Genomic DNA, 24,249 nt, shown 5'->3' on the forward strand with positions numbered 1-24,249 from the left:
ACCGCGCTTCCCCGCCATGCACGCCCGTCGCGCCTCGGCGCGCACCATCGCCATGCTCCGGCTCGGTCGCGCCTTCGGCGCGGCGCTGGCGCTGCTGTGCGTGGTCGGGCCCGTGGCCGCCCAGGTCGCCTCGCTGCGGGTCTACGGCACGGCCGATGGCCTGCGCAGCCTGGGCGCCGACTGCCTGGTCGAGGATCCGCAGGCCAACGTCTACGCCTGCACCTACGGCGGCCTGTACCGCTACGAGGGCGAGCGCTTCGAACGCGTCGGCGCCGGTGCGGGTCTGGACGATGCCTATGTGATGAACGCCTCGCCGGCGCCGGATGGGCGCGGGCTGTGGGTCGCCACCGCGGCCAACCTGTACTTCTGGGACGGCGACCGGGCCGTGCGCGTGCTCGACCCGGCCGGGTCGCCGCTTCCCTTCGAGGTCGGCCACAACGTCGCGGCGCTGGCCGACGGTGCGGTGGCGCTGAGCTATAGCCGCGCGCTGCGCGCGACCCGCGACGCGGACGGGCACTGGAAGACGCGCGCGCTGTTCGACCGGGCCGCCGAACAGGCCCACCCCGAGCTGGCCGAGCTGGGCGCGGTCTACCGCGATGGCCGCGCGCTGTGGTTCGGCTGCGGCCAGACCGTTTGCCGCCGCACCGACGATGGCCAGGTGCGCGTCTACGGGCCCGGCGACGGCGTGCCGCGCGATGCCTGGACCGCGTTCCTGCGCGACCGTCGCGGCACGCTGTGGGCGCGTAGCCCGCGCCACATCCTGGTGCTGGCACCGGGCGCGACGCGCTTCGAGGAGCGGCCGGTGCCGCCGCCTTCGATGCAGGCCACCACCACGCGCCACCTGGACCTGACCGAGGACCGCCAGGGCCGCGTGCTGACCCGCAGCGACGGCGGCATGCTGCGCTGGGACGGTCGCTGGGAGCGGTTCGACACCCGCAACGGGCTGCCCGATCTTCCGCCCAACGCGCTGCTGGCCAGCCGCAGCGGCGAGCTGTGGATGTCCTACCCCGGCCTGGGTGTGCTGCGCTGGCGCGGCTATGCCGGCGTGGAGAACTGGGGCCCGGGCAACGGCCTGCAGGGCCTGCCCAACTGGTCGCTGGCGCGCGATGCGCAGGGCGCGATGCTGTTCGGCAACGAGCGCGACCTGCACCGCCTGACCGCCGGCGATGGCCGCATCCAGACCCTGCACAATCTGCTGGGCGAGCCGGTGCGCGATGTGTTCGCGCTGACCCTGGGCCCGGACCAGGCGGTATGGGTGGCGCTGTATCGCGGCCAGCTGCTGCGCCTGCAGGGCGACGAGCTGAAGGCCGCCGCGACCCTGCCGGCCAAGCTGCGTCGCATCTTCTTCGACGATCGCCAGCGCCTGTGGATCTGCACGACCGAAGGCGTGTACCTGATCGACGATCTGGCCCATCCGGTCGCCCGGCGCTTCGAGGCGCTGCCGGCGGTGAGCTTCGGCGACGTCGAGCAGGACGCGCAGGGGCGGCTGTGGTTCGCCGGCAAGGCCGGGGTGATGCGCCTGGAACGCGACGACCGCGTCACCAGGATCCACGCGCAGGGCGACATGCCCAATACGCTGTTCGACAAGCTCTCGATCGGGCGCGACGGCACGCTGTGGCTCAGCGTGGACGATGCGGGCCTGTTCCGCGGCCCGATCGGCCAGGGCGACACGCTGACCCTGAAGGAAGTCGAGGACCCGCTGCTGCGCGATGCGATTCCCTACTTCATCCGCCACGACCGCGCCGGCCGGCTCTGGGTCGGCGGCAGCATGGGCCTGGACGTGCTGCAGGACGGCAAGTGGACGCGGCTGCACGAGGCCAACGGCCTGATCAGCGAGGACATCTCCGAGGGCGGGTTCTTCGAGGACCGCGACGGCTCGGTGTGGATCGGCACCTCGCGCGGCGTCAGCCACCTGCTGCATCCGGAGCAGCTGCTGGCGCGCACGCCGATGGCGCTCAACATCGCCCGGGTCGAACGCGGCGGGCAGCGCATCGACTCGGACGCGGTGCTGCCGTGGGAACAGCTGCCGGTGCGCATGACCCTGTCCACGCCCGGCAGCATCGCCGGGACCGACATGCTGAAGTTCCGCTACCGCCTGCGCGATCGCCAGGACGCGTGGATCGAGACCAATTCGCGCACGCTGGATTTCCCGCTGCTGGGCTCGGGCAAGCAGGTGATCGAGGTGCAGGCGCTGGACGTCGGCCGGCGCGCGCAGTCGGAGGTGGTGACCTTCGGCTTCGAGGTGCGCCCGCCATGGTGGCGCTCGCCGCTGCTGCTGGCGCTGTGGGGCGTCCTGGCGGTCGCGCTGGTCGGCAGCCTGTGGCGCTGGCGCGTGCACGCCATCGTCAAGCACAAGCAGCAGCTCGAACGCCTGGTCGCCGCGCGCACCGCCGAACTGGAGGCCGACAAGCGCGCGCTGGAACTGGCGCGCACCGCGCTGCAGGTGCAGGCCACCCACGACGGCCTGACCGGCCTGCACAACCGCACCAGCATCATGGAGCAGCTCGAGCGCGAGGCCGTGCGCGCCCATGCCGCCGGGACGCAGCTGGCGATCGCGCTGCTGGACCTGGACCACTTCAAGCAGGTCAACGACACCCACGGCCACCTGGTCGGCGACGTGGTGCTGGCCGGCGTCGCCGACCGCCTGGCCCACAACATGCGCGGCTCGGACATCATCGGCCGCTACGGCGGCGAGGAGCTGCTCGGCGTGATGCCCGGCCTGCAGCCGCCGGCCGGCGGCTGCAGGCGCTGCACGACGCGGTGGGCGCCAAGCCGCTGGTCATCGATGGCCTCTCGCTGCGCGTGACCTGCTCGATCGGCGTGGCCTGGCTGCAGCCGGGCGAGACGCCCAACGCGCTGCTGCGGCGCGCCGACCACGCGCTCTACCAGGCCAAGCGCGAAGGGCGCAATCGTGTGGTGGTGGCCACGCACGAAGGGATCGCCAGCGACCAGGCCCCTGGCGCGGCCCCGGCCCTGGTCTGATCGCCGCGCGCGGTTCCGGCGCGCGACAATGGTCGCCCGGCCGTCGCCTGCGCGGCCGTCCCCCCGATCAGGAGCTTGTCCGCATGTCCGAGGCCCCCGCCGCCGAAGCCCGCCCCACCGAGGCGCGCCTGTTGCACATGGTCTTTCCCGACCACACCAACCACCTGGGCACGCTGTTCGGTGGTCAGGCGCTGGCCTGGATGGACATGGCCGCCTTCATCGTCGCCTCGCGCTACGCGCGCACCACGGTCGTCACCGCGCGTTCGGAGCAGGTGGACTTCAACCAGCCGATCCGCAAGGGCGACCTGGTCGAGGTCATCGCCACCATCGTCAAGGTCGGGCGCAGCTCGATGAACGTGGACGTGGAAGTGGTCACCGAGGACCTGCTCAGCGGCGAGCGCAAGCTGTGCACGCGCGGGCGCTTCGTGATGATCGCGCTGGATCCGCTGGGACGCCCGACCGCCGCCCCGCCGCTGCCGGTGGCTAGCGCGCAGGGATGAGATCCGGGCGGGCGGCCGCCGGGTCGTCGATCGCCTGGCGCACCACGTCCAGCAAGTCCTGGCCGTGGTCCTGGTGCAGCTCCCAGAACATCACCCCGCCCAGGCCCTGGGCGCGGGCGTAGGCGACCTTCTCGCGCAGGGCGCGCGGGTCTTCGTAGCTGATCATCTGCGCGCTGCGCGGATTCCACAGCCAGGCCGCGCGCGCCTGCGGATCCCAGTGGGACTCGAAGCCGCCGCTGCCGACCAGGTCGCCTTCCACGATCTGGCGATACGAAATGAAGCCGCCATCGCTGCGGTAGGGCTGCAGCAGCCCCGCCTGCTGCGACGCGACCTCGCCGAAGCGGCGCCCGTAGAACGCCATGCCCACGTGCAGCTTGGCCGCCGGCACGCCAGCGCGCAGGAAGCTGTCCACCGCCGCCTCGGTCGTGCGCGCATCGGCCGGCGCCAGCCGCGACCGTCCCAGCGCGGCGGCATGCCCGGTGGTCGGGGTCAGGCTGCCGTAGAAGTCGTAGGTCATCAGGTTGATCCAGTCCAGCAGCGGCGCGATCGCCGGCAGGTCCAGGCCCGAGGCCAGCCGACCCTCGGCCGCGGCGATGGTCAACAGATAGCGGCGCCCGTCGCGCGCGCCCTGCGCGTCCAGCGCCGCGCGCAAGTCGCCTAGCAGCGCGGTGAAGTGCGCTTTGTCGTCGGCGCTGGCGCTGATGCCGGCATCGGCCAGGGTCGGGTACTCCCAGTCGATGTCCAGCCCGTCCAGGTCGTACTGGCGCAGCAGCGCCATGGCGCTGTCGACGAAGACCGCGCGCGCCTGCGGCGTGGCCGCCGCCTCGGAGAAATGCCCGGCGCCCCAGCCGCCGATGGACAGCACCACGCGCAGGCCCGGCGCCTGCTGGCGCAGACGCACCAGCGCGGACAGCGCGGCGGCATTCTGCGTCGTGCCCAGGCTGACCCGGTGCGCGGCATCGGGCGCGGCGAAGGCGAAGTTGGCCACGTCCAGCTTGCCGGCGGCGCTGGCGCGGACCGGTTCGCCGGCGGTGACGTAGCCGACCAGGGTGAGCGGCGTGCGCGGGACGGTTGGCTGCGCCGGCGAAGGCGCGCTGGCGCAGCCGGTAAGGGTCAGCAGGCAGGCCAGCACGGCCGACAGGCCGGAAGAGGCGATCAGGCGCATGGCAGGGCCGGCAGCGAACGGCCGGCTAGTCTAGCCGCTGACCTGACGCGTCCTGCGGAGGCCGGGGCGGAAACACCAGCACCGTGCCGCGGCCCGGCGGCGCCGGCTGCCACAGCACCGGCACCTCGCGCGGCGAGGGCGGCTCGAGCGTGCTGGCGTCCTCGTCGTGCGCCTGCGCGGCCAGTTCCTCTTCCACTTCCCAGCTGTAGCGCTTGCGCGGCAGCGGCGGGTCGGCGCGGCGCAGCCACCAGGCCGCCAGCAGCCCGGCCACCGCGCCGCCCAGGTGCGCCTGCCAGGACACGCCGGGCTCGCGCGGCAGCACGGTCAGCAGCATGCCGCCATAGAACAGGAAGGCGATCAGGCCGGCGGCGATCGACGCACGATCGCGGCGCAGCAGGCCCAGCCCGATCACCAGGAACATCAGCCCGTGGCCCAGCCCGCTGGCGCCCAGATGGCGCGTGCCGGCATCGCCCAGCCACCACGCCCCCAGGCCCGAGCCCAGCCACAGCAGCGGCCACGCGCGCAGCGTGGCCTTCGGGTACACGCTCCCGGCCAGCGTGCCCAGCATCAGCAGGGCGATGGCGTTGGAGGCGATGTGTTCGACCGAGCCATGCAGCAGCGGCGCGGTCAGGATGCCGACCAGGCCCTGCACGGTGTGCGGCGCGATCGCCAAGGCCCGCCAGTCGAAGCTGGACTGCATCCAGTAGCACAGCACCAGCAGCAGCACGAAGGCCAGCGACGCGTTGAAGGCCCGCAGCAGGCGCCGCCGGTCGGCACGGGCCTGGGCCTGCGCGTCGTAGCGCGGATCGTCGGGGTGGTAGGCGTCCATCCCGCTTCGATGGCGCCGCCAGGCTGCGAAAACAAGCGCGCCGCGACGTCCCATGGATGGAACGCCGCGGCGCGGGTCGCTCACCGATCCGGCAGGCTTACGCCTGCGGACCGGCCTGCGGCTTCTGCGGCCGCACCAGGCTCAGCCACACCGTGACTGCCAGGATGCCGAACACCACGCCCAGCGACACCAGCACCGGGATCTTGACCACATCGATCAGCAGCATCTTGGCGCCGATGTAGACCAGCACCACCGCCAGGCCGTAGGGGAGCAGATGGAAGCGATCGGCCATGCCGGCCAGCAGGAAGAACATCGCGCGCAGGCCCAGCACCGCGAACACGTTGGAGGTCAGCACGATGAACGGGTCGGTGGTGATGGCAAAGATCGCCGGGATCGAGTCGACCGCGAAGATCACGTCGGTCACCGCGATCAGGATCAGCACCACGAACAGCGGCGTGAACCAGCGCTTGCCATCGCGCTTCACCGACAGGTCGTGGCCGACGTAGCCATCGGTCAGGCGCAGATGCTTGCGCATGAACTTCAGCGCCGGATTGGCTTCAAGGTCGGGCTCGCTGCCGGCCGAGAACCACATCTTGATACCGGTGAACAGCAGGAACGCGCCGAACACGTACAGCAGCCAGTGGAACTTGGTCAGCAGCGCGGCGCCGGCGAAGATCATGATCGCGCGCAGGAAGATCGCGCCCAACACGCCGATCACCAGCACGCGCTGGCGCTGCTCCTCGGGCACGGCGAAGTAGGACATCACCATCAGGAATACAAAGATGTTGTCCACCGCCAGCGACTTCTCGACCAGGTAGCCGGTCAGGAATTCCAGGCTGATGCGGTTGGCGTTGGCCGCGTCGATGGTCTGGTGCAAGTACCACCACAGGCCGGCGTTAAAGGCCAGGGCCAGGGCGACCCAGCCGATCGACCACCACAGCGCTTCCTTGAAGGTGACCTTGTGCGGGCCGCCGTGGCGCATCAGCACCAGGTCGGCCAACAGGGCGGCGATCACCACCACCACGAATCCACCCCACAGCCAGGGGTTTGCAATTGTCTGCATGCGAATGCTCCACGCGTAAGCCGAGGGACGAAGGCTGCGACGAGTCCAGTGAAGCGCACGGAATCCGGGAAAGAAGGAGATCCGGGACACACACCTTCGCCGTTGCGGCGAAGGTCTCGCTCACAGCCGGCCCTAGCAGTGGGCCGGTTGCCGCTGGACCGGGGCGTGAAGCCCGTCATGACGATCGCAGCGCGTGGGAGCTACTCCCCTTCTGTGGGCGATTGTCGCGGCGCGGCACGCGCCGGGTCAACGCCCAGGCTGAGCGGGTCGTTCAGATCAGGGCCGATCTGTCCGCATTGTCACGGCGCGTCGTCGGCCGCCGACCAGCGCATCGCCGCGCCGGAGGCCGAGCGCGGACCCGGGTAACCCCGCCCGTAGTAGCCGCCATAGGGGCCGCCGCCGAACGGGCCATCGCTCTTGCTGACGTGGATGTCCATGCGCATCACGCTGGTGCGTCCCTCGTCGCTGGTGAAGGCCTTGGCCACGCTCAGGTCGGCCGCGTTGTAGGTGCTGCTGCCGTAGCCCTTGGAATAGCCGATGCCGGTGGTGAAGGCGCCATGCACGTGGGCCTTGCCGTCGTCCAGTTCGGACACCGGCCGGGCCGGGTCGGTCTCCACGACCGGGCCGCTGTGGTCGCCGTAATAGGTGCCCGGCGGATCGCCCGCGCCGGAGAAGCTGGTGTCGTCCTTGAGCTTGAGGTTCAGCGGCTGGGTCTGGGCCAGGGCGGCGAGCGGCGCGCAGAGCAGCAACAGGGAGACGACGGCGATGGACTTCATGGCGGCAGACCTTGCGGTGCGTGTCCGTTGCGCGGTGCGGGCCGTCTGGCCAGCAGGCCGGCAGGGATCACCCATGCACGCTAGCAGCCGCGCCTTAAACCCAGGCTGGCCGGCGCGATGCCTGTCCGTGACGGTGCGTGCCGTCCACTGGCGCCGGCACGCCGCCAGCGCATCGCTCGCCCTGGCCGGATCAATCGCGCTGGAAGGCGTCGCGCTGCGCCAGGCGCGCGCGCAGGGCCTTCTTGTCGATCTTGCCCACGCTGGTGCGTGGCAGCTCCTCGACCACGATCAGTTCGTCGGGCAGGGCGTAGCGGCTGATCGCGCCGCTGTCCACGTGCTGCTGCAGGTGCGCGCGCACGCCCTCCAGCGAGACCTGTACGCCCTCGGCGGGCACCACGAAGGCCACCGGCCGCTCGCCCCAGCGCGGATCGGCCACGCCCACGTACGAGGCGGCGCAGATGCCGGGGCCGGCCACGGTCAGGTCCTCCATTTGCGCCGAGGACACCCATTCGCCGCCGGTCTTGATCACGTCCTTGAGCCGGTCGCGGATCACCACGCGGCCATCGGCGGCGATGCTGGCCACGTCCTGGGTGTGCAGCCAGCCACCCCGCCACAGGGCCTCGCCGGCCTGGACGTTGCCGCCGTAGCTGGCCGTCAGCCACGGCGTGCGCGCGACCAGTTCGCCCTGGTGCTGGCCATCGGCTGGCAGCGGCTGCATGTCCGGGTCGACCACGCGCAGCTGCGCCAGCGGGACCGGGTGCCCGGCGCTGCACAGCTCGGTCTCGCGCTGCGCGCCCGGCGCCGCGAACGAGCGCGCGATGCTCAGCACCGGCGCGGTCTCGGACATGCCGTAGCCGGACAGCGCGGTGATGCCCTTGGCGGCCGCGGCGCGATGCAGCGCGCGCGGCTGCACCGAGCCGCCGACGATGATGGTCCAGCGCCGGTCGACCGGGTCCTCGGGGCCGAAGGCGTCCAACAGCATCTGCAGGATGGTCGGCACGCAGTGGGAGAAGGTCACGCCCTCCTCGCGGCGCAGCCGCAGCAGCTGCGCCGGCACGTAGCGGCCGGGATAGACCTGCTTGAGGCCCAGCAGCGTGGCCAGGTACGGCAGGCCCCAGGCATGCACGTGGAACATCGGCGTCACCGGCATGTAGACATCGCCGTGGCGCAGCCCCTGGCCCTCGGGCTGCGTGCCCAGCGTGGTGCCGACGGCCAGCGTGTGCAGCACCAGCTGGCAGTGCGAGAAGGCCACCGCCTTCGGGTCGCCGGTGGTGCCGGTGGTGTGGAAGGTGGTGGCCAGCGCGCGCTCGTCGATGTCCACGAAGGCGTGCCGGTCCTCGGCCGCGGCCAGCAGCGCTTCGTACTCACCTGCGACGGCCAGCGACAGCGAAGCCGGCGGCTGGCCGTCATGGGTCAGCACGAAGCGCTCCAGCTGCGGCAGCTGCGTGGCCAGCTGCGCCACCAGCGCGGCGAAGTCGGCGTGGAAGAGCACCACGCGCGCGCCGGTGTCGCGCAGCGTGTAGGCGATCTGCTCGGGCGACAGGCGCACGTTGACCGTCTGCAGCACCGCGCCCAGCATCGGGATGGCGAAGTAGCACTCCTGATAGCGATGGCTGTCCCAGTCCATCACCGCGACCACATCGCCCGGCGAAACGCCAAGCGCGGTCAGGACGTTGGCCAGGCGGTGCACGCGCCGGCCGAACTCGGGATAGTCGTGGCGGCGTCCGTCGCTGCCGAGGATGGACTGGCCGCTGCGGGTCTCCAGCGCGCTGCGCAGCAGCTGGCCCACGTGCAGCGGATAGTCGTAATGGCCTTCGGCCGGAGTGGCGTAGCGCAGGCCCATGGTCCTAGCGCCCCTTGCCCGCGGCCGGCGCCTGGCCGAGGTGGCGGTCGAAGAAGCGCCAGATCACCGCATAGGCCTGGCGCGACTCGGGCAGCTCGGGATCGACGAAGAACGCGTGCCACATGCCGTCCCACACATGCAGTTCGGCGTCCACGCCGGCCGCGTCGAGCAGCGCGTGGCTGTGCAGCACCGAGCTCAGGGCGAAGTCGCGGCTGCCGCTGATCAGCAGCGTGGGCGGGAAGCGGGCGAGGATGGCCTGCGAGTTGGCCGGGAACACCAGCGGATCGGACAGGTCGGCGCCGCGGAAGTACGGGTAGTCCGAGAGCCTGGGCGGGCCGGCGGGCACCTTCTGCCCCTCCAGCGCGGCCGAGGTGTAGATGGAATCGCCATCGGGCGCGGCCAGCGATCCGCAGAAGGTGCCGATCGCGCCGGGCAGCGGCAGCTGCTTGGAGATCAGGCGCGCCACCGCCTGCGCGGTGAGATAGCCGCCGGCCGAGCAGCCGTAGATGCCGATGTCCTGCGGGCGGTGGTCGCGCAGCAGCGCGCGGTAGACGGTTTCCACGTCCTCGCTGGCGGCGGGGAAGCTGTATTCCGGCCCCTGTCGGTAATCCACCGAGACCACCTTGATTTTGCCCACGCCGGCGATCGGGATGGCCTCGGCCAGCGCGCCGCTGCGCGCGCCCCACAGGAAGGCGCCGCCGTGCAGGTTGATCAGCACGCGCGTCTTGTTGGCCGACGCGATGCCGTCGGCCGGCTCGGCCACGTCGGCCAGCACGCCGTCGAAGCGCTGCTCGCTGGTGCGCACCGGCCACAGCTTGCGCATGCGCGCCACGCGGTCGCTGTTCTGCGCGTCGTAGAACGCACGCGCCGCGGCGATGTCCTGGCCGGGGCCCTCGCCGCGGGCCTGCGCATCGAGCATGGCCTGGAGGCGCACGCGCGCCTCGGGCGAGGCGAAGGCCGACAGCGGCACCTGCACGCCGTTGAGCGGCACGCGCGGATCGGGCGTCTCGGCGGCGCGCACCGTCCACATCGAGGCGAACAGCGCGAGCAGGGCCCCACAAGAAAGGATGGCGGTTCTCAACGCGGTGCTCCAGCGGATGGAAGGGGCTCACTCCTGTCCCGCCAAGCTGCCTGATCGCCTGCGCCGGGTCATGCTGCGCCGCACAGGGCGCTTGCCCCGTCGACTGGACTTGCCTTGCCTGTGACCTCTGCCGGGACAGGGCCGCGGCACGTCCACGGGAGGAGCCCTCCGCAAGGCCATACACTCGGCCCGGTCATTCGAGGGAGTTTCCGCATGAATCCGATCGCACGGCGTGCGCGCGGCGTGGCCATGACGCTGCTGACCATGACGCTGGTATCCGCCTGCAGCGCCACGCACCAGGCCGTCACGCCTGCGCGCCCCGCGGCGGACACCTCCGCGACCGCCCCGGCCGAGGCGCCGACCGAGCCGACCAGCGCGCAGCGAGCCTTGGCCGCGCGTGCCGCCGCGCTTGGCGCGACCGAGGTCAGCGTCGTGCCTGGCCCGGAGGGCGGCCTGCTGCTGGGCGGCAAGCTCGGCGGCGATCAGTTCGCCGTCGCCATTCCAGCGCGATGGAACCACGATGCCCTGCTCTACGCGCATGGATACTCCACGCCGGGCAGCCCCGTGAACGTGCTCGATGACCCCACCGCCCCGGGCACTGGCGCGACCGAGGTCCTGAAGGCCGCCTACGACGCGGGCCTGGCGGCCGGGCACAGCGCCTACGCCAAGGCCGGCATGGGCGTGGAGACCGCGACGGTCAACACGCTGCGGCTGCGCGATTTCCTGGTGCGCCTGGGCGCGGACAAGGTCTATGTCAGCGGCAGCTCGATGGGCGGCAACATCGTGCTCTCGCTGCTGGAGCAGTACCCGCAGGCCTTCGCCGGCGGGCTGGCGATGTGCGGGGTGACCGAGGGCTGGGAGCCGCTGTTCGCGCAGCTGTTCGACATGCGCGTGGCCTGGAACCAGCTGACCCGCGGCACGCCCTACGCCCTGCCGGGCGAGCAGGACGCGCTGCGCACCGCGCTGCCCACCGTGCCGCCGCCGGGCGATGCGACCGATCCGGAGCAGTTGCGCGGGACGCAGATGGCCCGCCTCGCCACGCCGGTGCTGGCGCTGTTCAAGGCGGCGCAGGAACGCCCCGACGGGCCCGAGGCGCGCATCGCGCGGCAGGTCGCGGCGATCGGCGGCTTCGAGAACGAGCCGGCCTCGGTCGCCTATCCGCTGCTCACCCTCGCCCTGGGCGCCGACGATCTGCGCCAGACCATGGGTGGCCAGCTGTACGGCAACCAGGGCAAGGTCTATCGCGTGCCGGACATGAGCGCCAAGGAGTTGGCCGTGTTCAACCGACAGGTGCAGCGCTTCGGCGCCGACCCGGCGGCCATCGCCTACGCGCGGCGCTGGCACCAGGCCACCGGCCGCTTCCAGGTGCCGCTGGTGACCCTGCACAACCGGATCGATTCGCTGGTGCCCTATGCGCAGTCGCAGGGCCTGGGCCGCATCGTCCACCAGGCCGGCAACGACGCGCGCCTGGTGCAGTTCACCGTGCCGGGGGTGAAGGCACCACTGCCGATCGGCGGCGTGGTGGGCTACACGCATTGCGGCTTCGATCCGGCGCAGACGGTGGCGGCCTGGAACGCACTGCACGCTTGGGTCGAGCGCGGCACGCGGCCGTCCGAGGAGCTGGTGCACTGAGCCGCTTGATCGCCTGGGTGGCCGCGGGGCTCGGGGTTTGCGCGCTCAGCGACCGATGCCATGTTTTCCGTGCCAAGTCCGACGCGATGCGACCTCGTCACGCACGCTCCGCGTGCCGACTGGAGCGACGGCAGAAGGTTGCTGGCGGTTTCGAGTGACGCGACACCGGAGGCGTCACGATCGTCGCGGTCGTGCAGGCAGGCTCGGTACGGGCTGGCTCAGTCGCCGGCGCGGCGGCGCGCGCTGCCGCGCAGGCGCTGCCACAGCCGCGCCAGGGGCGAGGTGCCGGGCGGCGGTGGTGGCGCGTCGGGGGAAGCGGTGGCGAGGGCGTCCGCCTCGCCTTCCAGCACGGCGTGGCCGCTGAGATAGGCGGCGTTGAAGAAGGCGCGCGCCGCGCCGGGGTCCATGTCCAGCTGCGCAGCGGCCTCGGTGGCGGTCATGGCCTGCTTGAGCAGCAGCGAGCACAGCCGGAAGTCGTCATGGCGGTGGGCCAGCACGCGGAAGTCCGGCCACTGGCGCATGCGCAACGCGGTGGTCTCGGTCAGCGGCGCGATCAGTTTCGGCACCATGCGCATGCGCAGCGCGGTCTGCCACAGCAACGGGGTCAGGGCCAGGCGCGGGGCCTGGCCGGCCGGCGCGAACGCCACCTCGCGCAGCACCAGCCGGTCGAAGCCCGGCCCCAGCAGCCCGGGCACGTTGTCCACCGCCTGGCGCGCGCTGTGCAGTGGCACGGCCTGGCCGGCGACGAAATCCAGATGCAGCACGTCCACCCCATCGAGCGAGAGCACCGCCTGCGTGCGCCGGGCCTGCAGGTGCTCGCGCAGCTGCTCGGCGAAGGGGCGTGCCGGGGTGGACGGGGCGACGTCGGCCTGCGCATGCGGGGCGTGCAGGGCCTGCAGCACCTCCCGGATCGCCTGCTCGTGCAGCGGCGCGGCGCCCTGGCGCGGGTCGGACAGGCGCCCGCCGGCATCGATCAGCCACAGCGGCCGGGCCGGGCGCTCCTGCGCCAGGCGCGCGCCGGCCACGCGCGTGGTCGATGCCTCTTGCAGCACCAGCAGGTCGCAGCCGTCGGGGTTGTGGATCAGCGTCAGGCTGTCGGCGGGCAGGGCGGCAATGCGCTGCAGGCGACGCATCAGCGCCACTTCGGTCTGCACATCCGAACCCACGATCGCCACCCGCACCACGTCACGCCCCTTGTTGCCGCATCCGTGCCCTGCGGCGCATGGGACGAGCCTAACGCGCCGCCGCCGCATCGCAACAGGGGGCAAGTCCCGGAAGGTGACACCGGGCCCGTTTTGCCGCTCAGGTCTGCGCGCGGGCGCTCTGGATCGGCAGGGTGACGTTGACGATGGACGGGTCGTCCGGATCGGGCCTGAGAGTGAAGCCCAGCTGCTGGCACATGGCCAGCATGGTGCGGTTCTCGCGCAGCACCTGGCCCTCGACCTGGCGCAGGCCCTGCCAGTGCGCGTACTCGATCATGATCCGCATCAGCTGCCAGCCCAGGCCGGCGCCCTTCTGGTCCGAGCGCACCAGGATGCCGTACTCGCCGCGATCGTAATCGGCATCGGCCAGCAGCCGCACCGCGCCGAGCATCTCGCCGTTGGCCGGGTCGATGGCCACCAGCGCGATCGAACGCGCGTAGTCCAGCTGGGTCAGGCGGGCGATGAACTCGTGGCTGAAATGCTTGACCGACTGGAAGAAGCGCAGGCGCAGGTCCTCGTCGGTGACGCGGGCGAAGAAGGCGCGGAACAGCGCGTCGTCCTCCGGCCGCACCGGCCGCACGAAGACCGTGCCGCCATCGCTCAGGGCCAGGGTGCGCTCCCATTCCTTGGGATAGGGGAACACGGCGAAGCGCGGATGTCCGCGGCCCTTGTGCAGCGCGCGCGAGGGAGCCACGGCGATACGCGCGTCCACCGCCACCACGCCGGTGGCGTCGGCCAGCAGCGGGTTGATGTCCAGGCTGCGGATCTCGGGCAGATCGGCGGCCAGCTGCGCCAGCTTGACCAGCACCAGGGCCACGGCGCGTTCGTCGGCGGCGGGCACGTCGCGATAGGCCTTGAGGATGCGCGAGACGCGGGTGCGGCCGATCAGCTCATGGGCCAGGCGCAGGTCCAGCGGCGGCAGCGCCAGGGCCACATCGTCGATCACCTCGGCGGCGGTGCCGCCGCGGCCGAACACGATCACCGGGCCGAACACCGCATCGTCGGCGATGCCAGCGATCAGCTCGCGCGCCTTGGGCCGCAGCACCGTCGCCTGCACCACCACGCCATCGATGCGCGCGTCCGGGCGCAGCCGCCGGGCGCGCTCGATCAGCGTCTGCGCGGCCATATGCACGGCCTCGGCCGAGACCAGGTTCAGGCGCACGCCATCGACATCGGACTTGTTGGGGATGTCCGGCGAGAGCACCTTCAGCGCCACCGGCTGGCCCTGCTCCAGCAGCGGCTGGGCGAAGCGCACCGCGGCGTCGGCGTCGGCCGCCACCCACAGCTGCGCGGTCGGGATGCCGTAGGCGCGCAGCACCGCGTTGGCGGCGACCGGGTCCAGATAGCGCCGTCCCTCGCTCAAGGTCTGTTCGACCAGCGCGCGCGCGGCGGCGGCATCGACCACGAAGTCCTCGGGCAGGCTGGGCGGGGTCTCCATCAGCGCGGTCTGCGCCTGCCGGTAGCGCACCAGGTGCATGAAGCCGGCCACCGCATCGGCCTCGGTGGCGTAGCTGGGGATCTGCGCCGCGTTGAGCGTGGACAGCGCCGCCTCGCCGCCGCCCAGCCACACCGCGAACACCGGCTTGGCATGGCTGTGGCGCGGGCGCGCGCCGGCGCTGCGCACCAGCGCGCTGGCGGCATCGGCCGAGGAGGTGAACGCCGTCGGCACGTTGACCACCAGCAGGGCGTCGTTGTCGGGGTCGGCCAGCAGCGCCTCGACCGCGGTCGCGTAGCGCTCACCATCGGCGTCGACCACGATGTCCACCGGGTTCTCGCGCGTCCAGCCGTGCGGCAGCACGCCGTCCAGGCGCTGCACCGTGGCCGGCGACAGCGTGGCCAGGCTGCCGCCGAGCAGGGTCAGCTGGTCGCGCGCCAGCGCGCCCACGCCACCGCCGTTGGACAGGATCGCCAGGCGCCGGCCGGGGAAGGTGCCCAGCCGGCCCAGCGTCTGCGCCGCGGCGAACAGCTCGTCCAGCGCGCCCACGCGCAACAGCCCGGCGCGGCGGAAGGCCGCGTCGTAGATCGCATCGGGCCGGGCCAGCGACTGGCTGTGGGTGTCCTCGCCGCCGCCGGCGCGGGCCACGCCGGACTTGACCACCACCACCGGCTTGGCGCGCGCGGCCGCGCGTGCGGCGGACATGAACTTGCGCGCGTCGCGGATCGATTCGACGTAGAGCAGGATCGCGCGGGTGCGGTGGTCGATGGCGAAGTGGTCCAGCAGATCGCTGAAGTCCACGTCGATCGCATCGCCCAGCGACACCACCGCCGAAAACCCGACCTGGTGCTGCACGCCCCACTCGACCAGCGCCGCGGCGATGGCCGAGGACTCGGAGATCAGCGCCAGGTCGCCGGCCATCGGCGTGTGCGCGGCGATGCTGGCGTTGAGCCGCGCGTGCGGGGCGATCACGCCCAGGCAGTGCGGCCCGAGCAGGCGCAGGCCGTGGGCGCGCGCGGCGCGTTCGGTGGCCTCGGCCAGCGAGCCGGAGCCGTGGCCGAGCCCGGCGGTGAGGATGATGGCCGCGGCCACCCCGCGCTGGGCGGCGTTGGCCACGACCTTGGGCACGGTGTGCGCTGGGGTGGTGACGATCACCAGGTCCGGCACGTAGTCCAGGTCGGACAGCCGCGGCACGGTGTCGACCTCGTCGATGCGCTTGTAGCGCGCATTGATCCAGGCGATCCGCCCGGGGAAGCCGGCCGCGCGCAGGTTGCGCACCACCGCCCGCCCGGCCGAGCGATCGCGCGGGCTGCCGCCGATGATGGCGATCGAGGCCGGCGCGAACACGGACTTGAGGCGGTAGGTGCTCATGCGGTGGTAGCGGCGGCCTGGAAGCGGGGCATCGCCCCACACGTTACACGCCCCGGCGGCGCCCCTGCATGACGCGCCGCGCGAACGCGTGAGGAGGAGCAAAGGTCTCCTTACGCGTCGGCGATGCGCGCTTAGTCCCCTCCCTTTGGCCGCAGGCCAAGAGGAGCTCGAAGTCGCGACCTAGCGACTGAGGGGAGGGGGTGCTCTCCGCGGGAAAGCTGAAAAGCACCCCCTCCCAGCCTCCCCCTTCGCTGCGCGAAAGGGGAGGCGCCCAGCGTGCGTGGCAGCCGTTGTCTCTTCCCAGCGCATCGCGGCCTCCTTGTAGAGCGGAGCTTGCTCCGCTGGGCCTTCCCGATCATCCGGCCGAAACGCAGCGGAGCAAGCTCCGCTCTACCGGTGGAGGCCGCCCTTGTGGCCTCTTCGCCAATGGTGGCTTCAACGAACCGCGCTCGCCGCGCGCCTACAGCAGCGTCCCGCTCAAAATCAGCAGGGCGATGCTGAAGTAGATGACCAGGCCGGTGACGTCCACCAGCGTGGCCACGAACGGCGCCGAGGCGCTGGCCGGGTCGAAGCGCAGCCGCTGCAGCACGAACGGCAGCATCGAGCCGGCCAGCGAGCCGAAGGTCACGATGCCCACCAGCGCCGCGCCCACGGTCAGGGCCACCAGCGGCCAGTGCGGGCCGTAGTCGTAGATGCCCAGCTGCTGCCAGGCCACCACGCGCACGATGGCGATCACGCCCAGGATCGCGCCGAGCAGCATGCCGGTGGGCAGCTCGCGCAGGGCCACCTTCCACCAGTCGCGCAGGCGCAGCTCGCCCAGGGCCAGGGCGCGGATCAACAGCGAGGTCGCCTGCGAACCGGAGTTGCCGCCCGAGCTCATGATCAGCGGGATGAACAAGGTCAGCACCAGCGCCTTGTCCAGCTCGCCCTCGAAGTGCTGCATCGCGCTGGCGGTGAGCATCTCGCCCAGGAACAGCGCGCACAGCCAGCCGGCGCGCTTGCGGATCATCCGCCAGAAGCCGATCTGCATGTACGGCGCGTCCAGCGCCTCCATACCGCCGAACTTGTGCGCGTCCTCGGTGCTCTCCTCCATCATCGTGTCGATGATGTCGTCCACGGTGACGATGCCCAGCATGCGGCGCTGCTCGTCGACCACGGCCAGCGAGAGCAGGTCGTGGCGGCGGATCAGGCGCGCGACCTCCTGCTGGTCGGTCAGCGGCGAGACGGTGACCGGCGGATTGACCTGGGCCACGCTGAGGATGTTGTCGCCCGGCGCGCCGGTGATCAGCCGGCGCAGGGTCACCACCTGCTGCAGCACGTCGCTGCCCGGGGCGAGCACGTAGATGGCATAGACGGTCTCGCGCTTGCGCTCGACCTCGCGCACGTGGTCCAGGGTCTGGGCCACGGTCCAGTCGGCGGGCACGCCGACGTATTCGGTGGTCATCAGCGCGCCGGCGGTGCGCGGGCGGTAGCGCATCAGCTTCTGTATCGCGTGCGCGCTGGCCGGCGCGCACGCGGCCAGGTCGGCCAGGACCGTGGCCTGGTCGGTCAGCTCCAGCGCCTGGACCACGTCGGCGGCGCGGTCGTCGGCCATGCCTTCGAGCACGCACGCCCGGCGCGGCCGCGGCAGGGCCTGCAGCAGCTGCGGGGCGCGCAACAGTTCGGGCGCTTCTAGCACGTTGATCGCGCGCTCGTCGGACAGGCCGGCGAAGGTCGCATCGGCCAGGGCGGGCTTGAGCTTGTTGAGCCGCTCGACCACGTCGGCGGTGTTGAGCGGACGCAGCGCGTCCAGCTGGGCGGCCACCGGGTCGGTGGTCTTGAAGGAGAAGTGCTTCAGGTTCATCGGGACGGCCTGGTTGGGCAGCCGCAACGGCCGCCTGGCCGAACCCGATCAGGACTCAGCGCGCAGCCACCGTTGACGGCAGACAAGATCGACTGGAAGGGTCGCTGGGCATGAGGAGGAAAGCTTCACGAAAGGGACCGGCGCGCTGTGGCCTGCGCCGGGCGGGCGGAAGTCTGTGCCTGCATCCTCGAAGCGTCAACCACTTTCTCGCGATGCGGCATGGCCGATGGTCGCGGCGTTCAGGCCACGCGCAGCGAGGGCGGATAAGGCGGCGTGTCGGGATAGCGGTCCTGCGCCAGCGCGGCCTGCAGCTCTCGCCACCAGGCCGGGTCGAACAGCTGGCCATGCACCGCGCGCACGGCCTGCGTCAGCGCGGCGGGCAGGCCCATGAACTGCGCGAAGCGCTCGGGGAACACATCGCCCGGCGCGACATGGAACCAGGGCTCGTCGGCCATCTGTTCCTCGTAGCTCTGCGCCTGGGGCCAGTCGCGGAAGCGGCAGTCGGTGATCAGCCGCACCTCGTCGTAGTCGTAGAACACCACCCGCCCATGGCGCGAGACGCCGAAGTTCTTCAGCAGCATGTCGCCGGGGAAGATGTTGTTGCGCGCCATGTCGACGATGGCCTGGCCGTAGTCCAGCGCCGCCGCGCGGGCGGCCTCGGCCGGCTGCTCGCGCAGGTACAGGTTGAGCGGGCGCAGGCGGCGCTGCACGTAGCACAGGGCGATGATCACGTCCTCGCCCTCGAAGCTCAGGCTGCTGGCGCAGGTCTGCTGCAGCTCCTCCAGCAGCGCCGGGGCGAAGCGCGCCAGCGGGAAGCGCAGCGAGCGGTAGGGCTGCGCATCGAGCAGGCGGCCGACGCGGTCGCGGTTGAACACCAGCGCGTAGCGGTCCTCCACGTCCTGGCGCGTGACCTGCTTGGTCTCGGCGAAGCGGTCGCGGATCAGCTTGAACACCAGCGGATAGCTGGGCAGGGTGAACACCGCCATCACCAGGCCACGCGTGCCCTCAGCCTGGATCAGCTGCTCGCCGGGATGGTCGTTGAAGTGGTGGTAGAAGGTGCGGAAGCGCTCGGTCTTGCCCTGCTTGGCGCGGCCCAGCACGGTGTACAGCTCGTCGATGGGCTTGTGCGGCAGCAGCGTGCGCAGGAACACCACCGCGTCGCCCACCGTGGGCAGGTCGGCGTGGAAGTAGCTGCGCGAGATGCCGAACAGCTGGGCCACGTCCGCGCGCCGGGTCAGCACCGCGTCAGCGCGCAGGCCGGCCTCGTCGTGGATCAGCGCGATCATGCACGGGGCGAAGCGCGTCTCGCCCAGCACGCGGCCGACCAGGTAGGCGCGGCGTTCGCGGTAGAACACCGTGTCCAGCAGCTCCACCGCGCGCACCGGCTCGCCCCAGCCGGTCAGGTCGTCGTGCAGGCGCACGGCGATGGCCGCCGCGCAGCGCGCCTGGTGCGCATAGGGCACGGCGAAGACGTAGTCGCCCAGCAGCCGGGCGAAGGTGTCCATCGGCCGGGTCTGCGAGACCAGGTAGTTGTGCCGCGCCACCGGATGGGTGATGGCCTCGGTGGGCGCGATGTCCAGCGCCACGAACTCGACCTGCGCATCCACGCCCTGGGTGCGGAAGAAGCGCCGGGTCAGCGTGTTGTAGAAGGTCTTGTACAGCTCACGGTCGATCTGGGTGTCGATCAGCGCCGCGTAGCGCGCGCGGATGGCGTGCCACAGCGTGCGGTCGAACGCGCGCTGGCCCATCACCGCCTGCAGGCGCAGCCGGCACTCGTCCACGCAGGCGTCGTAGAGCGCGATGCGTTCGACCGCATCGTCGCGCGCGCCGTTCCAGTCGCGCTGCTCGAAGCGCGTCTTGGCGCGCCGGGTGATGTCCGCGAAGCGGGCGTGGTAATCGGCGAAGGCCTCGTCGATCAGGCTGGCGTAGGCGGCGGCGTCGTCCATGCGGGCGAGAAGTGAGCGAAGAGGAGTGAGGAGTGAGCGAAGGCGAGGAGCAATGCATGACAGCGCGGTGCTGTTTGCTTTTTCTCACTTCTCATTCCTCTTCGCTCACCCCTGCCTCGATCAGTCCTGATCTTCCGGCGGCGGCGTCAGCCCATCCGGATCCACCGACAGCCGCCCGGCCATCAGCACCGCCTGAGTGCGGTTGGTGACGCCCAGCTTGCGCAGGATCGCGGTGACGTGCGCCTTGATGGTGGCCTCGGACACGCCCAGGTCGTAGGCGATCTGCTTGTTGAGCCGGCCGGCGCCGAGCATCTGCAGCACGCGGAACTGCTGCGGGGTCAGGTCGCGCAGACGCTGGGCGACCTCTTGCTCGTCGCGGCCGATGGCCGGCGCGTTGTGCGCCTCCTCCGGCGCCCAGCGCTCGCCGTCCAGCACCAGGCCGATGGCCTCGCCGATGGTGTCCGAGTCGGCCGACTTGGGGATGAAGCCCAGCGCGCCATGGTCCAGCGCGCGGCGCATCACCGAGGGTTCCTCGCGCGCGGACACCACCACCACCGGCAGCTGCGGATGCAGCGCGCGCAGGTGCACCAGCGCATTGAAGCCGTGCGCGCCGGGCATGTTGAGGTCCAGCAGGAGCAGGTCGGCGTCGGGGTTGGCCTCGACCAGCGCGTACAGCGCATCGACGCTGTCGGCCTCGTGCAGGGACACGCCGGGCAGCACGCGCTGCACGGCGCCGCGCAGGGCCTCCCGGAACAGGGGATGGTCGTCGGCGATGAGCAGTGTGGTCATGGAGGCGGGGGGCGTGGGGACGGAAGCGTCCGACGCGTCGTGCGCCGTACGACTGGCATAGTGCCAGACCAGGCGATCGGCTTTCGATGCTTCCTTGCCCACGGCCGCCATCACGTCTTATTTGACCTTGCGCTCGGACACCAGTGAATCGACCACCGAGGGGTCGGCCAGGGTCGAGGTGTCGCCGAGCTGGTCGGGCGCGTTCTCGGCGATCTTGCGCAGGATGCGGCGCATGATCTTGCCCGAGCGCGTCTTGGGCAGGCCCGGCGCCCACTGCAGGTGGTCGGGCGAGGCGATCGGACCGATCTCCTTGCGCACGTGGGCGATCAGCTCCTTGTGCAACTCCTCGCTGGGCATCTCGCCGGCCACCAGGGTGACGTAGGCATAGATGCCCTGGCCCTTGATGTCGTGCGGGAAGCCCACCACCGCCGCTTCGGCCACCTTGGGATGCGAGACCAGCGCGCTCTCCACCTCGGCCGTGCCGATGCGGTGGCCGGAGACGTTGATGACATCGTCCACCCGGCCGGTGATCCAGTAATAGCCATCGGCATCGCGGCGGCAGCCGTCGCCGGTGAAATAGGTGCCCGGATAGGTGCGGAAATAGGTGTCGATGAAGCGCTGGTGGTCGCCGTAGACCGTGCGCATCTGGCCCGGCCAGGAGTCCTTGATCACCAGGTTGCCCTCGGCCGCGCCGTCCAGCTCGGCGCCGTTGGCGTCCACCAGCGCCGGCTGCACGCCGAAGAAGGGCACGGTGGCCGAGCCGGGCTTGAGCGGGGTGGCGCCGGGGATCGGCGTGATCATGTGGCCGCCGGTCTCGGTCTGCCACCAGGTGTCCACGATCGGGCAGCGGGAATCGCCGACCACCTCGTAATACCAACGCCAGGCCTCGGGGTTGATCGGCTCGCCGACCGTGCCGAGCAGGCGCAGGCTCTTGCGCGAGGTCTTCTTCACCGGCGCGTCGCCATCGCGCATCAGCGCGCGGATCGCGGTGGGCGCGGTGTAGAACAGCGTGACCTGGTGCTTGTCCACGACCTCCCAGAAGCGCGAGTTGCTCGGGTAGTTGGGCACGCCCTCGAAGATCAGCGAGGTGGCGCCGTTGGCCAGCGGGCCGTAGACGATGTAGCTGTGGCCGGTGACCCAGCCCACGTCGGCCGTGCACCAGTAGATGTCGTCCTCCTTCAGGTCGAACACCACCTCGTGCGTATAGGCCGCCCACAGCAGGTAGCCGCCGGTGGTGTGCAGCACGCCCTTGGGCTTGCCGGTGCTGCCGGAGGTGTAGAGGATGAACAGCGGATCCTCGGCGTTCATGCGCTCGGGCTCGCAGGTCTCCGGCTGGCCCTCAACCACGTCGTGGAACCAGCGGTCGCGCGGGGCCTGCATCTGCACCGCGCCGCCGGTGTGGCGCACCACCAGCACGGTCTCCACGCTGTTGGTGCCGGGCAGCTTGAGCGCGGCATCGACATTGGCCTTGAGCGGCACCTTCTTGCTGCCGCGCAGGCCTTCGTCGGCGGTGATGATCAGCTTGCTGCCGCAGTCGGATACGCGGTCGGCGATGGAGTTGGGCGCGAAGCCGCCGAACACCACCGAGTGCACCGCGCCGATGCGCGCGCAGGCCAGCATCGCCACGGCCGCGTCGGGGATCATCGGCAGGTAGATGGTGACCCGGTCGCCCTTGACCACGCCGAGCTTGCGCAGCGCGTTGGCCAGCTTGCACACGCGTGCATGCAGCTCGCGATAGGTCACACCAACACTCTGGCTGTCGGGGCTGTCGGGGCTGTCGGGTTCGAACAGCAGGGCGATCTTGTCGCCGCGCTTCTCCAGCTGGCGGTCCAGGCAGTTGACGCTGGCGTTGAGTTCGCCATCGGCGAACCAGTTGATGCGGAAGTCGTCGATGTCGAAGCTGACGTCCTTGATCTGCGTCGGCGCCTTCATCCAGTCCAGTCGCTGCGCCGCCTTGGCCCAGAACGCGTCGGGTGCTTCCACCGACGCCTTGTAGTCGCGCGCATAGGCCTGCGCATCGACCAGGGCCTGGCTGGCGAATGCGGGATCGACGGGATACAGATCAGACATGGAATCTCCTTACCTCATCTTGCTTGGAACGTGGCGGATGGACCAACCGTTGCGGGGTGCGGCCAGCGACTTGTCGAGGCCTTGAAGTTTGACCGATCCACTGTTTGCGCAGTGCAGCAGCTGGCTTAGACCATGGTCTTAAAGCCCTTGTTTTGAGACCAAAGGCGAATGGTGGGCGCTGTCATGCGTGCGCAATCTGCGGCGCACATCGCGCTCTCGCAAAGGGGAGGGCGCGCCGCGGTGAATCACCGGACTCTTGGGAGAGGGGAGCATGACCACACGCATCGCAACGATGGCGCGTCGCCCATTGGCGCTCGCCATGATCGTGGCCTTGATGGCGCCGGGCGTGGCCCTGGCGCAGTCGAAGAAGGAGAAGGCGCTCGAGGCGCGTGTCGCCCAGCTCGAGGCGCAGGTGCAGCAGCTGCTCTCGGCGCAGCAGCAGACCCAGGCGCAGGTCGTGCAGACCCAGAGCCAGGTCAGCCAGACCCAGACCCAGGTGGCCGACACCAAGACCCAATTGGATGAGGTCAAGGCTACCGCCGCCGCCAAGCCGGCCGCGCCGCAGTTCACGACCGCGCCGGGCATGTCGGTGGCCTTCCACGGCTTCGTCAACGCCACGGCGTTCGAACAGTCGCGGCCGTTCAACTTCGGCAACGGCCAGAACGCTGAGTGGCCCACGCCCGGCGGCAAGGGCGACCTGAGCGGCGTGGACATCCGCAACACCCGCTTCTGGGTGGACATCACCGGCGCCAAGATGGGTGAGCACTGGACCGGCGGCGCGCGCCTGGAGATGGATTTCTTCGGCGGCAACAACGGCACCGGCGCCTACAGCGGCCAGCAGCCGGTCCCGCGCCTGCGCCAGGCCTACCTGGACATGGACAATGCCGCCACCGGCACCAAGGTGCGCGTGGGCCAGCAGTGGACGCTGATGTTCCCGCTGGACAACGTGCCCGACTCGGTCGCCCACGTGGCCTTCCCGCTCGGCTTCGGCACCGGCATGATCGGCTGGCGCTATCCGGGCGTGGTGGTCATGCAGGACCTCAACCACGGTTCGGATGGCCCGAAGTGGCGCCTGGACGTGGGCGCCTTCAGCGGCAACTGGTCCGGCCCGGGCAGCACCACCAACTACCTCACCGGCGGCAATGCCGGCTTCAACCCGCAGGTCGAGGCGCGCGTGCGCGTGGCCGGCAGCAACTGGGTGGCCTATGCCGCCGGGCACTATTCCAAGATCGACCTGAGCGGCGTCGACGGTGCCACGCCCACGCCGATCCGTTCGGACATCAAGAGCACCGCCTTCGAAGTGGGCGGCATGGTCAAGCCCGGCAACTGGAACATCAAGGCGTTCGCCTTCACCGGCAACGGCATGGGCCAGAACTTCGGCGCGCTCTCGCAGTTCGGCGACATCTCCGAAACCGGCGGCTACGCGCAGGTGGGCTACAGCTTCAACAAGAACTGGAGCCTCAACGCGTTCTACGCGGTGGACAACCCCGACAAGGACGACGTGCTGCGCTGGCGCGGCACGGCCGTGGGCCTGCTGGGCAACCGCCAGACCGCGCTCAACCTGATCTACGCCAACGGTCCCTACAAGCTGGGCCTGGAGGCGATGCACGACAAGCTCGAGCACACGGTCGGCACCACCGCCAACACCACCACCGAAAGCGGCAACCAGGTCAGCGTCAGCGCCCAGTACACCTTCTAGGGCGCTGTACCTGCCTGACACGC

General features: G+C 71.0%; 17 protein-coding genes. 5 read left to right on the forward strand and 12 right to left on the reverse strand.

The features are described from left to right. The first annotated feature begins 16 nt into the window (after positions 1-16). From EAT51_RS20790 to EAT51_RS12460, 3 genes are all read left to right on the forward strand, one after another. Positions 17-2,806 (forward strand): ligand-binding sensor domain-containing diguanylate cyclase, encoded by a 2,790-nt coding sequence (locus EAT51_RS20790; protein ID WP_130561702.1) that lies wholly within the window; start codon positions 17-19, stop codon positions 2,804-2,806. Next, a complete protein-coding gene (locus tag EAT51_RS20795) occupies positions 2,761-2,982 on the forward strand; it encodes a diguanylate cyclase (RefSeq protein ID WP_165421985.1) in 222 nt (73 codons plus the stop codon). Before EAT51_RS20790 ends, EAT51_RS20795 begins: the two co-directional genes overlap by 46 nt. An 83-nt stretch (positions 2,983-3,065) precedes the next feature. Continuing rightward, positions 3,066-3,482, forward strand: a complete 417-nt coding sequence (locus EAT51_RS12460) for an acyl-CoA thioesterase (RefSeq protein WP_130520681.1) — start codon at positions 3,066-3,068, stop codon at positions 3,480-3,482. Here EAT51_RS12460 and EAT51_RS12465 read toward each other — a convergent pair. The 6 genes from EAT51_RS12465 to EAT51_RS12490 all read right to left on the reverse strand — a co-directional run bounded on the left by EAT51_RS12465 (position 3,466) and on the right by EAT51_RS12490 (position 10,239). Next, positions 3,466-4,647, reverse strand: a complete 1,182-nt coding sequence (locus EAT51_RS12465; protein ID WP_130520683.1) for a glycoside hydrolase family 18 protein — start codon at positions 4,645-4,647, stop codon at positions 3,466-3,468. The genes EAT51_RS12460 and EAT51_RS12465 overlap by 17 nt on opposite strands. A gap of 25 nt (positions 4,648-4,672) precedes the next feature. After that, positions 4,673-5,476: a rhomboid family intramembrane serine protease gene (locus EAT51_RS12470; RefSeq protein WP_130520685.1), complete on the reverse strand. Its 804-nt coding sequence runs from the start codon at positions 5,474-5,476 to the stop codon at positions 4,673-4,675. Between the two features lie 97 nt (positions 5,477-5,573). Further along, positions 5,574-6,539, reverse strand: coding sequence for a TerC family protein (locus EAT51_RS12475; RefSeq protein WP_130520687.1), 966 nt, complete (start codon positions 6,537-6,539; stop codon positions 5,574-5,576). 299 nt (positions 6,540-6,838) lie between these two features. After that, positions 6,839-7,315 (reverse strand): hypothetical protein, encoded by a 477-nt coding sequence (locus EAT51_RS12480; protein ID WP_130520689.1) that lies wholly within the window; start codon positions 7,313-7,315, stop codon positions 6,839-6,841. Between the two features lie 190 nt (positions 7,316-7,505). Then, positions 7,506-9,158, reverse strand: coding sequence for a long-chain-fatty-acid--CoA ligase (locus EAT51_RS12485; RefSeq protein WP_130520691.1), 1,653 nt, complete (start codon positions 9,156-9,158; stop codon positions 7,506-7,508). 4 nt (positions 9,159-9,162) lie between these two features. Continuing rightward, positions 9,163-10,239 (reverse strand): alpha/beta hydrolase, encoded by a 1,077-nt coding sequence (locus EAT51_RS12490; RefSeq protein ID WP_228257924.1) that lies wholly within the window; start codon positions 10,237-10,239, stop codon positions 9,163-9,165. A gap of 213 nt (positions 10,240-10,452) precedes the next feature. Here EAT51_RS12490 and EAT51_RS12495 point away from each other — a divergent pair, with 213 nt between their 5' ends. Further along, entirely contained in the window at positions 10,453-11,871 is a 1,419-nt protein-coding gene (locus tag EAT51_RS12495; RefSeq protein WP_130561703.1) for a hypothetical protein, read from the forward strand. Positions 11,872-12,089: 218 nt separating this feature from the next. Here EAT51_RS12495 and EAT51_RS20800 read toward each other — a convergent pair whose 3' ends face one another. From EAT51_RS20800 to acs, 6 genes are all read right to left on the reverse strand, one after another. Then, positions 12,090-13,052, reverse strand: a complete 963-nt coding sequence (locus EAT51_RS20800) for a hypothetical protein (RefSeq protein WP_130531892.1) — start codon at positions 13,050-13,052, stop codon at positions 12,090-12,092. Between the two features lie 121 nt (positions 13,053-13,173). Then, positions 13,174-15,879 carry a bifunctional acetate--CoA ligase family protein/GNAT family N-acetyltransferase gene (locus tag EAT51_RS12505; RefSeq protein ID WP_130520697.1) on the reverse strand — a complete coding sequence of 902 codons (2,706 nt, stop codon included), beginning with the start codon at positions 15,877-15,879 and terminating at the stop codon, positions 13,174-13,176. Between the two features lie 460 nt (positions 15,880-16,339). Next, the gene (gene mgtE, locus EAT51_RS12510) at positions 16,340-17,722 is read right to left on the reverse strand and encodes a magnesium transporter (protein WP_130520699.1); all 1,383 of its coding nucleotides are present in this window, start codon (positions 17,720-17,722) and stop codon (positions 16,340-16,342) included. Positions 17,723-17,961: 239 nt separating this feature from the next. Continuing rightward, on the reverse strand, positions 17,962-19,668 hold the full coding sequence (gene aceK / locus EAT51_RS12515; protein WP_130561704.1) for a bifunctional isocitrate dehydrogenase kinase/phosphatase: 1,707 nt from the start codon (positions 19,666-19,668) through the stop codon (positions 17,962-17,964). A 120-nt stretch (positions 19,669-19,788) separates the two neighbouring features. Then, positions 19,789-20,457: a response regulator transcription factor gene (locus tag EAT51_RS12520; RefSeq protein WP_130520703.1), complete on the reverse strand. Its 669-nt coding sequence runs from the start codon at positions 20,455-20,457 to the stop codon at positions 19,789-19,791. A gap of 117 nt (positions 20,458-20,574) precedes the next feature. Further along, entirely contained in the window at positions 20,575-22,527 is a 1,953-nt protein-coding gene (gene acs, locus EAT51_RS12525) for an acetate--CoA ligase (protein ID WP_130520705.1), read from the reverse strand. A 271-nt stretch (positions 22,528-22,798) separates the two neighbouring features. On the opposite strand from acs, the gene EAT51_RS12530 reads away from it, so the two are divergent. Beyond that, entirely contained in the window at positions 22,799-24,226 is a 1,428-nt protein-coding gene (locus EAT51_RS12530) for a hypothetical protein (protein ID WP_228257925.1), read from the forward strand. Positions 24,227-24,249: the final 23 nt, after the last annotated feature.

This window comes from Pseudoxanthomonas winnipegensis, assembly GCF_004283755.1.
Taxonomy (GTDB): Bacteria; Pseudomonadota; Gammaproteobacteria; order Xanthomonadales; family Xanthomonadaceae; genus Pseudoxanthomonas_A; species Pseudoxanthomonas_A winnipegensis.

Coding starts and splice junctions, on each gene's coding strand:
- EAT51_RS12470 (WP_130520685.1), bottom strand. CDS start 5,476: ATGGACGCCTACCACCCCGACGATCCGCGCTACGACGCGCAGGCCCAG.
- aceK (WP_130561704.1), bottom strand. CDS start 19,668: ATGGACGACGCCGCCGCCTACGCCAGCCTGATCGACGAGGCCTTCGCC.
- EAT51_RS12485 (WP_130520691.1), bottom strand. CDS start 9,158: ATGGGCCTGCGCTACGCCACTCCGGCCGAAGGCCATTACGACTATCCG.
- EAT51_RS12530 (WP_228257925.1), top strand. CDS start 22,799: ATGACCACACGCATCGCAACGATGGCGCGTCGCCCATTGGCGCTCGCC.
- EAT51_RS12495 (WP_130561703.1), top strand. CDS start 10,453: ATGAATCCGATCGCACGGCGTGCGCGCGGCGTGGCCATGACGCTGCTG.
- EAT51_RS12465 (WP_130520683.1), bottom strand. CDS start 4,647: ATGCGCCTGATCGCCTCTTCCGGCCTGTCGGCCGTGCTGGCCTGCCTG.
- EAT51_RS12505 (WP_130520697.1), bottom strand. CDS start 15,879: ATGAGCACCTACCGCCTCAAGTCCGTGTTCGCGCCGGCCTCGATCGCC.
- EAT51_RS12480 (WP_130520689.1), bottom strand. CDS start 7,315: ATGAAGTCCATCGCCGTCGTCTCCCTGTTGCTGCTCTGCGCGCCGCTC.
- EAT51_RS12520 (WP_130520703.1), bottom strand. CDS start 20,457: ATGACCACACTGCTCATCGCCGACGACCATCCCCTGTTCCGGGAGGCC.
- EAT51_RS12460 (WP_130520681.1), top strand. CDS start 3,066: ATGTCCGAGGCCCCCGCCGCCGAAGCCCGCCCCACCGAGGCGCGCCTG.
- EAT51_RS20790 (WP_130561702.1), top strand. CDS start 17: ATGCACGCCCGTCGCGCCTCGGCGCGCACCATCGCCATGCTCCGGCTC.
- EAT51_RS12475 (WP_130520687.1), bottom strand. CDS start 6,539: ATGCAGACAATTGCAAACCCCTGGCTGTGGGGTGGATTCGTGGTGGTG.
- mgtE (WP_130520699.1), bottom strand. CDS start 17,722: ATGAACCTGAAGCACTTCTCCTTCAAGACCACCGACCCGGTGGCCGCC.
- acs (WP_130520705.1), bottom strand. CDS start 22,527: ATGTCTGATCTGTATCCCGTCGATCCCGCATTCGCCAGCCAGGCCCTG.